The sequence below is a fragment of the Pseudomonas sp. ICMP 8385 genome (genome assembly GCF_002699915.1).
Lineage (GTDB): Bacteria > Pseudomonadota > Gammaproteobacteria > Pseudomonadales > Pseudomonadaceae > Aquipseudomonas > Aquipseudomonas gessardii.
In genome coordinates this window covers 130,162-144,169 of record NZ_LKBY01000102.1, presented here as the reverse complement: position 1 = coordinate 144,169, position 14,008 = coordinate 130,162, and the positions used below count along the sequence as shown (strand labels likewise).

Genomic DNA, 14,008 nt, shown 5'->3' with positions numbered 1-14,008 from the left:
GCAGATGCTCGGTATCCACGCCGCAGGAAATTCTTTGCAATGCACCGGCTGCGCTGATTTTTTCCTCTGATAATAGACTCGCGGGCCCACGAGTCAGGTAGTCGGCGCTATCGGTAATGCCCTGTGTTCAAGAATTAAAAGGCCAGCAGACATGGCTCGATTATGGTTTGCCCGACCTGCGTAGCCTTGACCGGGCTCTGCGCTCTTGCGCGCTTGAGGAGGTGCCAGCGGGCGAGAGCATTACCGAAGCGCTTGCAATCATCGCTTCACACCTGGGGTTCATCGATTCGCTCGCTTCCCAGGTGCGTATAGGTTCTCCATTAGGGGGCGTGTTGATTCAGCGCGCATCTTTGCGGCATATCGTTGAAAAGCGCCAGGACGCCAGAGAGCGATATGTAAAGTTCGCGCTGGATACACTGACAGGGCCTTTGGAGATCTGGCGTGTTGCTTACAGCGATGGTTCTGCTCGTCTGGCGTTCATTGGCGCCTATGAAACCAAGCGGCAAATGCTGGTTGTCGTAAATATACAGGCCGGCAATGTGCTATGGAACTTCATGCACACCGACGCCAAGGCACTGAATAAACATCGCCATGGCGAGCTGCTTTACAAGCGCTACCAACTTTTGTCGCTGGCAAAGAAAAAGGGCAGTTCTCTCGAACTGCCCTAAATGACGCGCTTGATATTCATATACACACCCTCAAGCAGGGGTGTGGAGGTCTCACCCTACGCTGATGTCCAACCATCAACGGGGTTCCTACGCCGGTTATCGCCGCTGGAGGCAACCGGTTTCGCGCCCGGACCTATTATTGACGGGCTCCTCGCTTTGAGCAACCCCCCAACTATTTCAGACCAGAATCGAGGTGCCGGTCATCTCGGCAGGCTTCTCGAGCCCCATCAGCATGAGCATGGTCGGCGCCACGTCTGCCAGCACGCCGCCTTCGCGCACCTTGAGGTCGCGCTTGCCCACATAAATGAACGGCACCGGCTCAGTGGTGTGGGCGGTGTGGGCCTGGCCGGTGGATTCGTCGGACATCTGCTCGCAGTTGCCGTGGTCGGCAGTGATCAGTGCTTCGCCGCCGACCTTTTCCAGGGCCTCGACGATCCGGCCTACGCACAGGTCCAGGCATTCCACGGCCTTGACCGCCGCTTGCAGGTTGCCGCTGTGGCCGACCATGTCGCCGTTGGCGTAGTTGACCACGATCACGTCATAACGCTGGTGTTCAATGGCGTCGACGATCTTGTCGGTCACCTCCGGTGCGCTCATTTCCGGCTGCAGGTCGTAGGTGGCGACTTTCGGCGATGGGATCAGGATGCGCTCTTCGCCCGGGAACGGTTCTTCACGCCCGCCGGAGAAGAAGAAGGTGACGTGGGCGTATTTCTCGGTTTCGGCAATGCGCAGCTGGGTCTTGCCGTTTTTGGCGAGGTAATCGCCCAGCACGTTTTCCAGGCTGCCCGGGGCGAAAGCCGACGGGGCCGGGATGTTGGCGGCGTATTGGGTGAGCATCACGAATTCGACTTTCGGCTGGCGCGCGCGCTCGAAGTCTTTGAAATTGTCATCGACAAACACATGGCTCAGTTCGCGGGCACGGTCGGCGCGAAAGTTCATGAACACCACGGCGTCGCCATCTTCGACTTTCACCGGCTCGCCGAGGGTGGTGGCCTTGACGAACTCATCGCTCTCGCCACGGGCGTAGGCGGCTGCCAGGCCTTCCTGGGCGGTGGCTGCGTTGAATTCGGCGTTGCCGTCGACGATCAGGTTGTAGGCCTGGGACACGCGGTCCCAACGGTTGTCGCGGTCCATGGCGAAGTAGCGGCCGACCAGGCTGGCGATGCGGCCCTTGCCGAGGGCGGCGAAGGTGGCGTCCAGCAGCTCGATGGACGATTGCGCGCTTTTGGGCGGGGTGTCGCGGCCATCGAGGAAGGCGTGCAGGTAGATCTTCTCGGCACCGCGCTGGTAGGCCAGTTCGGCCATGGCCACCAGATGGTCCTGGTGGCTGTGCACGCCACCGTCCGACAACAGGCCCATCAAATGCACGGCCTTGCCGGCGGCGACGGCTTTATCCACCGCGGCGCAGAGGGTCGGGTTCTCGAAGAACTCGCCATCGCGGATGGCTTTGGTCACGCGGGTGAAGTCCTGATAGACCACTCGTCCGGCGCCCAGGTTCATATGGCCGACTTCAGAGTTGCCCATCTGGCCGTCCGGCAGGCCGACGTCCATGCCCGAGCCGGAGATCAGGCCATTGGGCACGCTGGCGCAGAGGCGGTCCAGCACGGGCTTGTTCGCCGCGAATACAGCGTTGTCGTGGTGGTTTTCACTGTGACCGAAGCCATCGAGAATCATCAGGACCAAAGGTTTAGGCGTGGTAGTCATAGATCCTCTCGCGGCGGTATTAAAGGAAGGCGATTGAAAAGGGAGTGGCAGTTTAAAGCGAAGTTCCGATGCCGTCACCGCTTTACGGGGGTTGGCCCCCCATGGCGGCTGTGTATACTTACCGCCATTTTAACACCCTGGAACCTCCTTGATGGTTGATCACCTGATTGCATTTGCTACCTCTCACTATTTGCTGGTCGGTGCCTTCGTCGTACTGCTGGCGCTGCTGATTGCTCATGAAGTGAGCCGTGGCGGCCGTAGCCTCAGCACCGCCGAGCTGACTGCGCTGGTCAACAAGGACCAGGCCGTTGTCGTCGATATCCGCCCAGTCAAGGACTTTGCCGCCGGTCATATCGTCGGCGCGCTGAATATTCCCCAGGATAAGCTGATTGCCCGCATCGCCGAGCTGGAAAAGCACAAGGCCAAGACCATTATCCTGGTCGACGCCCAGGGCCAGCACTCCGGTGGCCATGCCCGCGAAATGCTCAAGAGCGGTTTCACCGCCGCCAAGCTGTCGGGTGGTATCTCCAGCTGGCGCGCCGATAACCTGCCGTTGGTGAAGTGATATGAGCCAGGTTGTCATTTATTCCAGCGATTATTGCCCCTATTGCATGCGAGCCAAGCAGTTGCTCCAGAGCAAACAGGTTGCCTTCGACGAGATCAAGGTCGATGGCAAGCCGGCGGTGCGTGCCGAGATGACCCAGAAGGCTGGGCGTTCATCCGTTCCGCAGATCTGGATCGGTTCCAGGCACATCGGTGGATGCGACGACCTGTTCGCCCTGGAGCGCGCCGGTAAATTGGACGCGCTGCTTCACGTCTGACTCCAATACCCTAAAAGACCCCAAGATCAAGAAGGATCTGCGCGATGACTGACCAACCGAACACCGAAGCGGCAGCAGAAGAGGCTCAAGGCCCACAATTTTCCCTGCAGCGTATCTACGTGCGTGACCTGTCGTTTGAAGCGCCGAAAAGCCCGGCGATCTTCCGTCAGGAGTGGACCCCAAGCGTCGGCCTGGACCTGAACACCCGTCAGAAGCAGTTGGAAGGTGACTTCCACGAAGTCGTGCTGACCCTGTCGGTCACCGTCAAGAACGGCGAAGAAGTGGCCTTTATCGCTGAAGTGCAGCAGGCCGGTATCTTCCTGATCCAGGGCCTGGACGATGCGTCCATGAGCCACACCCTGGGCGCGTTCTGCCCGAACATCCTGTTCCCGTATGCCCGCGAGACCCTGGACAGCCTGGTCACCCGTGGCTCGTTCCCGGCCCTGATGCTGGCTCCGGTGAACTTCGATGCCCTGTATGCGCAAGAGCTGCAGCGCATGCAACAGGAAGGCGCACCGACGGTTCAGTAAGCGGTTCTGAACGACGACGCTGATCCAGTGTGGGAGCGGGCTTGTGTGGGAGCTGGCTTGCCTGCGATAGCATCACCTCTGTGTGACTGACACACCGAGGTGCCTGCATCGCGGGCAAGCCCGGCTCCTACACAAGCCCGCTCCCACATTTGGTTTTGGGGGGTTATTTGAACCCGAGCTGGCGCCAGCCCTCGTAGACCGCGACGGCCACGGTGTTGGACAGGTTCAGGCTGCGGCAGCCCTCACGCATCGGCAAACGCAGGCGCTGGCCGTCGGGCAGGGCGTCGAGTACGTCTGCCGGCAGGCCACGGCTCTCAGGGCCGAACAGGAAGGCGTCCCCCTCGGCAAAGCTGGCATCATGAAACGGTCGCGAGCCCTTGGTGGTGAACGCAAACAGACGCGGCTGGCCCAGGCTCTCCAGGCAACTGGCGAGGTCGGCGTGGCGCTGCAGGGTGGCGTACTCGTGATAGTCCAGGCCCGCGCGGCGCAGGCGCTTGTCGTCCATCTCGAAGCCCAGCGGCTCGATCAAATGCAGGTGGCAGCCACTGTTGGCGCACAGCCTGATAACGTTGCCGGTATTCGGCGGAATTTCTGGTTGGAAAAGGATGACGTGAAACATGCACGGCTCCGAAGATAAAGATGCAGCGCATTCTACCCCTGAAGACGACCCCAGGCCGAAGCTATTGCCCAGGGTCCTGGGCTCGCTGGCGATTGTCGGCCTGATGGTGGGCTTGATGATCGGTCGCCTGACCACCCCGGACCCAACCGCCTTGCTGCAGGTAGAGCCTGGCAGCGATGGCCTGGTGGTGTGGTTCAACAGCGAGCCAAAGCTGCACGGCGAGCATATCGACGGCACCGTGGCGCTGCTGTTCGACGCCCAGGGCCAGGCCCAGGCGGGGCAATTGAAGGTCAATGACAAGGATGTGAACTGGCGCGTGCGCAAGACCGATGCTGGCTTGCTGCTGAACCTGGTGGCGGCACGGCCGCTGCGCGGGGAATGGTCAGGCCAGGCGGTCGCTGACCGCTGGCGACTGGAGATTCATCTCCTGGAGCAATAAAAGAGGGAGTTCCCGGCCTGCCTGTACCAGGGCTCCCAAAACGGTTTGAAGCGCGAATTAAAGAGGGGATTCTCGGCCTGCCTGTACCAAGGTCCCCGAAACTGGGTAGTACCAGGGTTATTGCAGGGGGCGTGCCAGAGTTGGGTGGTGGCCCAAAAATCTTATTCAGAAAGCGCAAAGCCCCGGATTACGGGGCTTTGGTGTTTTCGGGGTTCAGTGGGTATTTCATCCGGGCGTTGAATGTGTGCGCGATGCCGGTTCATGGTGCGTTGAAGCGGTGCACACGAAACAACTGTGGGAGCTGGCTTGCCTGCGATAGCGGTGTATCAGTGCCATATTTACTGGCTGACCCAGCGCCATCGCAGGCAAGCCAGCTCCCACACAAGCCCGCTCCCACAGGGGATCTTTACTGGCCTGGAGGGCTGTGTTCAGCCCTCTTCACCCTCGTCATCATCCCCACCATCGACCTTCATCCCCAACTCCTTGATCTTGCGGGTCAAGGTATTGCGGCCCCAGCCCAGCAGCACGGCGGCGTCGCGCCGCCGGCCAGCGGTGTGTTTGAGGGCGGTTTCGATCATGATCCGCTCAAAGGTCGGCACGGCGCTGTCCAAGAGGTTGGACTGGCCACGGGCCAGGGCCTGGTCGGCCCATTGGCGCAAGGCCTGTTCCCAGTTGGTCACCGGCGCCGAATCCTGCGGCAGGTTCAACAGCTCCGGCGGCAGGTCGCTGATATGCACTTCGCGCCCGGACGCCATCACCGTGATCCAGCGGCAGGTGTTCTCCAGCTGGCGCACGTTGCCCGGCCACGGCAGGTTCTTCAGGTATTCCTCGGTCTCGGTCTTCAGCAGCTTGGGTTCCACCGCCAGCTCCTGGGCGGCGCGGCTGAGGAAGTGGCGGGCCAGGGTCGGGATATCTTCGCGACGGTCCGACATGCGCGGGATATGGATACGGATCACATTCAGGCGGTGGAACAAGTCCTCGCGAAACTTGCCGGCGTGTACCAGGGTTTCCAGGTTCTGGTGGGTCGCGGCAATGATGCGTACATCGACCTTGACCGGCGTATGACCGCCGACACGATAGAACTCGCCGTCGGCCAGCACCCGCAACAGCCGGGTCTGGGTGTCGGCCGGCATGTCGCCGATTTCATCGAGAAACAGCGTGCCGCCATCGGCCTGTTCAAACCGGCCCCGGCGCAGGTTGGCCGCGCCGGTAAACGCGCCTTTCTCATGGCCGAACAGCTCGGATTCCATCAAGTCCTTGGGAATCGCCGCCATGTTCAACGCGATGAACGGCGAGGCGGCCCGTGGGCTGTGGCGGTGCAGGGCATGGGCCACCAGCTCTTTGCCGGTCCCGGACTCACCGTTGATCAGCACGGTGATGTTGGAGTGGCTCAGGCGCCCGATGGCGCGAAACACTTCCTGCATCGCCGGTGCTTCACCGATGATCTCCGGGGTGCGGGTCAGGGTCGGCGCCACGGCCTGGCCTTGCTGTTCCTGGGCGTGCTGGTTGGCGCGCTTGACCAGCGCCACCGCCTCATCGACGTCGAACGGCTTGGGCAGGTATTCAAAGGCGCCGCCCTGATAGGACGCGACAGCACTGTCCAGGTCTGAGTGCGCGGTCATGATGATCACCGGCAAGCGCGGGTGCTGCTCGCGGATCCGCGCCAGCAAATCCAGGCCACTGGCGCCGGGCATGCGGATATCGGAGATGATCACGTCGGGCTGCTGGCGCGCCAGGCGGCTCATCACCCCGTCGGCGCTGTCGAAGCTCTGGGTGGTCATGCCCTCCTGTTGCAAGGCTTTCTCCAGGACCCAGCGGATGGAACGGTCGTCATCGACGATCCACACAGTTTCACTACGGCTCATGTCGATGGGGCTCCTTGTTCCAGTGGCAGAAAGATCGAAAAGGTCGTGTGGCCGGGATGGCTGTCACATTCGATCAGGCCCTGGTGCTGGCTGATGATGTTCTGGGTAATGGCCAGGCCCAGCCCGGTACCGTCCGGGCGGCCACTGACCATCGGGAAGAAAATGGTTTCTTGCAGTTCGGCCGGGATGCCCGGGCCGTTGTCGATGATCTCGACCTTGGTCACCAGGCGATGGCGCACATGGCCGATAGTGAACTGGCGCAAGGCGCGGGTGCGCAGGCTGATGCGGCCCAGGCGCAGCTCGTTCTGGCTGCTGATGGCCTGCATGGCGTTGCGCACGATATTGAGCACCGCCTGGATCATCTGCTCACGGTCGATCAACACGTCGGGAATACTCGGGTCATAGTCGCGCACCAGGGTGATGCAACCCTGGCTTTCGGCCTCCACCAACTGGCAGACACGCTCCAGCACCTCGTGCACGTTGGTCAGCGCCAGCGATGGCAGCTTGTTGGAGCCCAGCATGCGGTCCACCAGGTTCCGCAGGCGGTCGGCTTCTTCGATGATGACGTTGGTGTAGTCCTTGAGGTGCTCATCCGGCAGCTCGCGGGCCAGCAACTGCGCGGCGCCGCGAATCCCGCCCAACGGGTTCTTGATCTCATGGGCCAGGCCGCGCACCAGCATCTTGCTGGTTTCCTGCTTGGACAGCTGCGCCTCTTCCTTGGTGATGCGCAGCAGGCGGTCGCGGGGGTGCACCTCCAGCAACAGCAACGTGGTGCCGTGGCTCAGGATCGGTGTTACCGCGTAGTCGACGGTCAGGGTCTGGCCGGTGAGGGCCGTGAGCATCGCTTCACGCTTGGTGAACGGGTGGGCCTGCTCCACGGCCTGGCGCAAGGAACTCAAGGCCTCGGCGGACTCGGTGAACAGCTCGCTGATAAATTGCCCATGGCTGCGCTGGCCGCTGATGGCCAGGAGCATTTCCGCCGCGGGGTTCATGTACTCAAGGCGCAGTTCGCCGTTGAGCAGGATGGTCGCGGTGGTCAGGTTGTCGAGTAGCAAGCGGTGCAGTGCGTCGCTGATGGTCATTAGGACCTCTTTTGGAGCAAGGCGCGGGCTTGAGGCTCACGCTGATACCAGGAAAATGCAAAAAACAAACCAAGGCTCCGAAAAGAAGCGTAAAAGCCCTGAAATGGGGGCTTTAGGCGCGAAATTATGGCGCTCTGCCAGCCTGCACGGGAGATTTCGACCCAAAATGGGTTGGTAACGGGGCGTTTGTGCAACCTATTGCACCAATATAGTGCGAATCCAGCACTTTGTTCAGCCTCCCTGCATTGGCAGCAGGCCGGCGGTTCAAACAGGGGGCTGGCCTGTGCCTGTGATAGGGCCCCGGCCATCCGTGAAGCGCGAAAAAAAAGGTTGACCTTCCTGACGTGTCAAGCCCGATAACCGGTGCGAAAGCTGTTTCATCTCAGCGAACCCAAGTCGAATCCAGCCCAGGAAGGCACACGATGAAGCTCACTCACATAACCCTGATCTCTGCGGCGATAGGTGTCGCGCTCACGCTGGCTGGCTGCAAGGAGACAGTGCCCTCCGCCGGGCCGCCACAACCCCCCAGTGTCCCGGTTGCACAGGTGATCGTTCGCCCGGTGACGCCATTTGTCGAGTTCACCGGTTCACTCACCGCCATCGAGCGGGTCGAACTACGTCCGCGCGTCGCCGGCTATATTCAGGACGTCAGCGTGCCGGAAGGGCGCCTGGTGGAGAAAGGCAGCCGGCTGTTTCTCATTGACCCGCGGGTATTCCAGGCGGCGGTGAATGTGGCCACGGCGCGCCTGCGGGAGGCTGAGGCCGCCTCATTGCTGGCCCAGGCGGAACATGTCCGGGCTGAACAGTTGTTCGTCAAAAAAGTCGTCGCCCGCGATCGCCTGGACACGGCGATTGCCTCGCGTAATGCAGGCAAGGCCCAGGTGGACGCCGCCAAGGCGGCGCTGGAGGCGGCGCAACTGGACCTGAGCTTCACCCGCGTCACCGCACCGATCAGTGGCCGTGTTGGGCATGCGCAAGTCACTGAGGGCAACTATGTCACCAGTGGCGTGACGCCCCTGACTACGATCGTCTCGGTCGACCCGCTGCATGTGTATTTCGATGTCGACGAACGCACCTACCTGAGCGCCCTTGCCCCCGGGCGAGCCAAGGCAACGGCCAAGGCCTCGCAGGCGCCGAAGGTCATGGTGGCGCTACTGAGCGACAAGACCTATTCACGCGCCAGCCGCCTCGACTTCCTGTCCAACACGGCCGATCGCGGGACAGGCACGGTGCGGGTCCGCGCGATTGTCGACAACCCGGATGGCCAACTGACGCCGGGGCTTTTTGCCAAGGTCAAGCTGGACACCGGCGCCGCGCAGAATCAGGTGCTGGTGTCCGATCAGTCAATTGGCACCGACCAGGGCAGCCGCTATGTACTGGTGGTCGGCGACGGCGACAAGACCCAATACCGGCCCGTGGAACTGGGGCCGATGGTCGATGGCTTGCGTGTCATCAAGCAAGGCCTGCAAGCCGGGGAGCGCATTGTCGTCAAGGGGCTGGTCCGCCCGGATATGCAGATCACGCCGAAGCTGGCCGAAATTGATGGCACGCCGATCGATCTGTCGCAAACCGTGGGAGTCACGCCATGACTTTTCCACGTTTCTTCATTGATCGCCCGATCTTTGCCATCGTCCTCTCGGTATTGATGATGATCGCGGGCGCAGTGGCCTTCTTCCACTTGCCACTGAGTGAATACCCGGCCGTGACGCCCCCCACGGTGCAAGTGACCGCCGCCTATCCGGGCGCCAACCCCAAGGTCATCGCGGAAACCGTCGCGGCGCCCCTTGAGCAGGCGATCACCGGGGTGGAGGGCATGCTGTACATGTCGTCGCAATCGGCAACCGATGGCCGGATGATCCTCACCGTCACCTTTGCCCAGGGGGTCAACGCCGACATGGCCCAGGTCCAGGTGCAGAACCGGGTCTCGCGGGTGCTGTCGCGGTTGCCCGAAGAGGTGCAGCGCCAGGGCGTGGTGACGCAGAAGACCTCGCCGGACATCTTGATGGTGGTTCATCTGCTGTCGCCCGACAAACGCTACGACCCCCTGTACATCTCGAACTATGCCTACCTCCAGGTTCGCGACGAACTGTCCCGTATCCAGGGGGTCAGCGATGTGCTGGTGTGGGGTGCCGGCGAGTACAGCATGCGTCTGTGGCTCGACCCGAACCTGATTGCCGCACGCGGGCTGACCGCTGGCGATGTGATTGCCGCCGTACGCGAACAGAACGTACAGGTGGCGGCCGGCTCGGTTGGCCAGGCGCCTGATTCCACTGCGGCATTCCAGATCACCGTGAACACCCTTGGGCGCTTGAGCGACGAAGAGCAGTTCGGTGACATCATCATCCGCACCGGTCAAAACGGCCAGGTGACACGCCTGCGCGATGTGGCACGCATCGAGATGGGCGGCGATGCCTACGCACTGCGCAGTTTGCTCGATGGCGAACCGGCGGTGGCACTGCAGATCATTCAGAGCCCGGGGGCGAATGCGCTGGATGTTTCCCAGGCGGTGCGCGAAACCATACAGCGGCTTGAAGGCAACTTCCCGGCAGGGCTCACCTCGCGCATTGCCTATGACCCGACGGTGTTTGTCCGCGCCTCGCTGGAGACGGTGGCGACCACGTTGCTGGAAGCGATCCTGCTGGTGGTCATCGTGGTCGTGGTGTTCCTGCGCAACTGGCGGGCTTCGCTGATCCCGTTGATGGCCGTGCCGGTATCACTGGTCGGTACTTTTGCCGTCATGCACCTGATGGGGTTTTCCCTCAACACCTTGTCATTGTTTGGCCTGGTACTGTCCATCGGTATTGTCGTCGACGATGCGATCGTGGTGGTCGAGAACGTCGAGCGCCATATCGAAAATGGCGAGCCTCCCACCCAGGCCGCCAGGCGTGCCATGGATGAGGTGACCGGGCCGATCGTTGCGATTACCTCAGTGCTCGCGGCGGTGTTTATCCCGACCGCATTCCTGAGTGGCTTGCAGGGCGAGTTTTATCGCCAGTTCGCGCTGACCATCGCCATTTCGACCATTCTCTCGGCGGTCAACTCGCTGACCCTGAGCCCGGCACTCGCCGGCATGCTGTTGCGTCCACGTCAGGCCCAGGTCGCCCGCGACCCGCATAGCCTTGCAGGGCGCGCGGTGCGTGTGTTGCAAGTACTGGGGCGGCCCTTCCAGGGTGTCCCGGGGGCTTATGGCGACATCGTGCGCAAGGTCGTGCGGGTCCGTGGGGTGGCACTGCTGGCGTACGTGGGGCTGCTGGGGCTGACGTTCTTCGGTTTCCAGGCGGTTCCGCCGGGCTTTGTGCCGATGCAGGACAAGTATTATCTGGTCGGCATCGCCCAGTTGCCGAACGGGGCATCGCTGGATCGCACCGAGGACGTGGTCAAGCAAATGTCCAGGATCGCGCTGGCGGAACCTGGCGTTGAAAGCGTCGTTGCCTTCCCCGGGCTGTCGATCAATGGCTTTGTCAACGTGCCGAACGCGGCGGTCATTTTCGTCATGCTCGACCCGTTCAAGGACCGTGCGACGCCTGACCTCGGGGCGACCGCCATTGCCGGGCGCCTGCAGGCGCAATTTGCCACAATCCCCGACGGCTTTCTCGGCGTGTTCCCGCCACCGCCGGTGCCTGGCCTGGGGGCTACCGGTGGTTTCAAAATGCAGGTCGAAGACCGTGGTGGCGCCGGGCTTGAAGCCCTGGTCCAGCAGACCCAGATCCTGATGATGAAAGCCACCGAGACCGGCCAGCTGGCGGGGCTGATGACCAGCTTCGACATCAATGCGCCGCAGCTCGATGTGGTCATTGACCGGACCCAGGCCAAAAGCCAGGGGGTGAAGCTGGCGGATGTGTTCGAGTCGCTGCAGGTCTACCTGGGCTCGCTCTACATCAATGACTTCAACCGCTTTGGCCGCACCTACAAGGTGACCGCACAAGCCGATGCCGACCATCGCATGCAGGCCGAGGCCATCGGCCGCTTGCAGGTTCGCAACGAGGCGGGGGCGATGTTGCCGCTGTCTTCGTTTGTCACGGTTTCGCCGAGTTCCGGCCCGGACCGGGTGATCCGCTACAACGGCTACCCCTCGGCCGACATCACCGGCGGCGCGATGCCCGGCGTCAGTTCGGGGCAAGCGGTTGCGGTCATGGAGCGTCTGGCCAAGGAGGTGCTGCCAGAAGGGATGAGCGTTGAATGGACCGACCTGACCTACCAGCAAAAACTGGCCGGTGATAGCGCGCTGTTTATTTTCCCGCTGTGTGTGCTGCTCGCCTACCTGATCCTCGCGGCGCAGTACAACAGCTGGCTGCTGCCGCTGGCGGTGCTGCTGATCGTGCCGATGTGTCTGTTGAGCGCAATCATCGGTGTGTGGCTGGTGGATGGCGACAACAACGTCTTCGTCCAGATTGGCCTGGTTGTGCTGGTCGGCCTGGCGGCGAAGAACGCCATTCTTATTGTCGAGTTTGCCCGAACGCTGGAAGCCCAGGGATCCAGCACGCTGGAAGCGGTGGTCGAGGCCTGCCGGTTGCGGTTGCGGCCAATCCTGATGACCTCGCTGGCCTTTATCGCCGGGGTCGTGCCGTTGGTGCTGGCCAGCGGCGCCGGGGCCGAAATGCGCCAGGCCATGGGCGTCGCGGTGTTTGCCGGGATGCTCGGGGTGACCGTGTTCGGCTTGCTCCTGACACCGGTTTTCTATGTGGTGATCCGCGGCCTGACGGTTCGTTTCGAGCAGTACAGAGCCAAATCGCAGCCGCGCCTGGAGGAGAGTACGTCATGAGAAGCCCCTTTCAGAACCTGCTGATGCCGCTCGGCGCGGCCTTGCTGCTGGGCGGTTGCGCGGCGGTAGGGCCCGACTATTCTGCGCCTTCGGCGACGGCGCACTATCCCGTCAGTTTCGGCGAGACCTCCGCGGGGCTCGGCCCGGGGAATGTGGAGGTGCAGTGGTGGCGCGCCTTTGATGAGCCGGCGCTGGTGACCTTGATTCAGCGCGCACTCGCCGCCAACCATGACATTGCCATCGCCGCCATGCGCCTCGAAGAAGCCAAGGCCATTTTGCGCGAGAACCGCCAGAGCTTCCTGCCGAGCGGCGGGCCAGCCATGGGTTATGAGAGCTTCAAGCGGAGCGACGCTGAAACCCCCGCTGGGCAGGATCGGCATATCGAAACCTATCGCGCGTCAGTCGATGCCGCGTGGGAAATCGACCTGTTTGGCCGTGTGCGGCGCTCCGTGGAAGCGGCGCAGGCACAAGCGGGGTCGCGCGAGGCGTTGCTGCGTGAAGTGCAGGCCAGTGTCGCGGCGGCGGTGGCACAGACCTGGTTCGAGCTGCGCGGTCTTGAAGTCGAGCTGGCAGTGGTTGACGACATCAGTCAAAACCAGCGCGAAAGCCTGCATATGGTCGAGCGCCTTGTCAGCGCAGGCTCTGCCCACGAGTTCAACCGGCTGCGTGCCGAGGCGTTATTGCGCAATGTCGAGGCCACCGCGCCGGACCTGGAGCGCCGTCGCGCCGCCGCCAACAACGCCTTGGCGGTACTGCTCGGCGAGTCGCCGCAGACATTCCGCTTGCCGGCTGCCCCGCCAGAGGCGCAAACCCTGGTCATTCGCACCATCGGGGTCGGGGACCCCGCCGGGCTCCTTTCGCGACGCGCCGATATTGCCGCAGCCGAACGCAACCTCGCGGCAGCGACGGCCCAGATCGGCGTGGAGACCGCCGGTCTGTATCCCGAGGTTCATGTACGCGGTTCGCTCGGGCTGGTGGCCGGCAGCCTTGATGGGTTGAACGACTCTGGCGCGCCCTCGAACTTTATTAGCCCGGTGATTCGCTGGTCGCTGCTCGATCGCGGGCGGGTGCGTGCGCGGATTGCCGCCAGCGAGGCCCGCAGCCAGCAAGCGCTGCTGCTCTACGACCAGACGCTGTTGCGCGCCCTGCAAGAAACCGACGATGCCTTCAAAGGCTATGGCGCTGCGGGCAAAACCCTGGAGCTGCGGCTGCTTGAGTCAGCGGCTAATCGCGAGGCCGCGCGTCTTGCGCGGGAGCGTTTTTCGGAAGGCGAGGGCTTTTACCTGGATGTGCTGGAGGCCGAACGGTCCGACTTCACCAGCCGGCGTGCACTGGTGGTCGCCCGCACCAATCAGCGCCTGGCGGTTGTCAGCATCTACAAGGCACTGGGGGGCGGTTGGGAGGTTTGTGCGGGTGGGGATCAGGACTGTAGCGGCGCGGGAGGCAGTGAAAACCTGTCTTTTGTGGAGAAAATCAGCACCAGGCCTTGACCTTCCCCTCTTGGGAAGCTTCAAGCTC

At 62.5% G+C, this 14,008-nt stretch carries 12 protein-coding genes; 8 read left to right on the top strand and 4 right to left on the bottom strand.

What is annotated here, in order from left to right:
• Window positions 1–116: 116 nt before the first annotated feature.
• On the top strand, window positions 117–668 hold the full coding sequence (locus AO268_RS16275) for a PBECR2 nuclease fold domain-containing protein (protein WP_099169248.1): 552 nt from the start codon (window positions 117–119) through the stop codon (window positions 666–668).
• Window positions 669–845: 177 nt separating this feature from the next.
• Here the strand turns inward: AO268_RS16275 and gpmI are convergent, their stop codons facing one another.
• Window positions 846–2,372, bottom strand: a complete 1,527-nt coding sequence (gpmI, locus tag AO268_RS16270; protein ID WP_099169247.1) for a 2,3-bisphosphoglycerate-independent phosphoglycerate mutase — start codon at window positions 2,370–2,372, stop codon at window positions 846–848.
• A gap of 151 nt (window positions 2,373–2,523) precedes the next feature.
• On the opposite strand from gpmI, the gene AO268_RS16265 reads away from it, so the two are divergent.
• The 3 genes from AO268_RS16265 to secB are packed head-to-tail and all read left to right on the top strand — an operon-like array spanning window position 2,524 to window position 3,723.
• A complete protein-coding gene (locus AO268_RS16265; protein ID WP_076961658.1) occupies window positions 2,524–2,937 on the top strand; it encodes a rhodanese-like domain-containing protein in 414 nt (137 codons plus the stop codon).
• 1 nt (window position 2,938) lies between these two features.
• Window positions 2,939–3,193 (top strand): glutaredoxin 3, encoded by a 255-nt coding sequence (grxC, locus tag AO268_RS16260; RefSeq protein ID WP_076961659.1) that lies wholly within the window; start codon window positions 2,939–2,941, stop codon window positions 3,191–3,193.
• A gap of 44 nt (window positions 3,194–3,237) precedes the next feature.
• Window positions 3,238–3,723 (top strand): protein-export chaperone SecB, encoded by a 486-nt coding sequence (gene secB, locus AO268_RS16255; RefSeq protein ID WP_029295909.1) that lies wholly within the window; start codon window positions 3,238–3,240, stop codon window positions 3,721–3,723.
• 163 nt (window positions 3,724–3,886) lie between these two features.
• On the opposite strand, the gene AO268_RS16250 is transcribed toward secB, so the two are convergent.
• Window positions 3,887–4,342, bottom strand: a complete 456-nt coding sequence (locus tag AO268_RS16250) for a tRNA (cytidine(34)-2'-O)-methyltransferase (protein WP_057437141.1) — start codon at window positions 4,340–4,342, stop codon at window positions 3,887–3,889.
• On the opposite strand from AO268_RS16250, the gene AO268_RS16245 reads away from it, so the two are divergent.
• Entirely contained in the window at window positions 4,341–4,781 is a 441-nt protein-coding gene (locus AO268_RS16245; protein ID WP_099169246.1) for a hypothetical protein, read from the top strand. The two genes, AO268_RS16250 and AO268_RS16245, sit on opposite strands and share 2 nt — an antisense overlap.
• A gap of 428 nt (window positions 4,782–5,209) precedes the next feature.
• On the opposite strand, the gene ntrC is transcribed toward AO268_RS16245, so the two are convergent.
• Window positions 5,210–6,646, bottom strand: coding sequence for a nitrogen regulation protein NR(I) (gene ntrC / locus AO268_RS16235; RefSeq protein ID WP_076961661.1), 1,437 nt, complete (start codon window positions 6,644–6,646; stop codon window positions 5,210–5,212).
• Window positions 6,643–7,728 carry a nitrogen regulation protein NR(II) gene (gene glnL, locus AO268_RS16230; protein ID WP_076961662.1) on the bottom strand — a complete coding sequence of 362 codons (1,086 nt, stop codon included), beginning with the start codon at window positions 7,726–7,728 and terminating at the stop codon, window positions 6,643–6,645. Before glnL ends, ntrC begins: the two co-directional genes overlap by 4 nt.
• 422 nt (window positions 7,729–8,150) lie before the next feature.
• Between glnL and AO268_RS16225 the strand changes: the two genes are divergently transcribed.
• From AO268_RS16225 to AO268_RS16215, 3 genes are read left to right on the top strand one after another with little or no spacing between them, the layout of a single operon-like run.
• Window positions 8,151–9,317 (top strand): efflux RND transporter periplasmic adaptor subunit, encoded by a 1,167-nt coding sequence (locus tag AO268_RS16225; protein WP_076961663.1) that lies wholly within the window; start codon window positions 8,151–8,153, stop codon window positions 9,315–9,317.
• Window positions 9,314–12,490 carry an efflux RND transporter permease subunit gene (locus tag AO268_RS16220; protein ID WP_076961664.1) on the top strand — a complete coding sequence of 1,059 codons (3,177 nt, stop codon included), beginning with the start codon at window positions 9,314–9,316 and terminating at the stop codon, window positions 12,488–12,490. The genes AO268_RS16225 and AO268_RS16220 overlap by 4 nt, the downstream gene beginning before the upstream one ends.
• Window positions 12,487–13,980, top strand: a complete 1,494-nt coding sequence (locus AO268_RS16215; RefSeq protein WP_099169245.1) for an efflux transporter outer membrane subunit — start codon at window positions 12,487–12,489, stop codon at window positions 13,978–13,980. Before AO268_RS16220 ends, AO268_RS16215 begins: the two co-directional genes overlap by 4 nt.
• The last annotated feature ends 28 nt before the right edge of the window (window positions 13,981–14,008 follow it).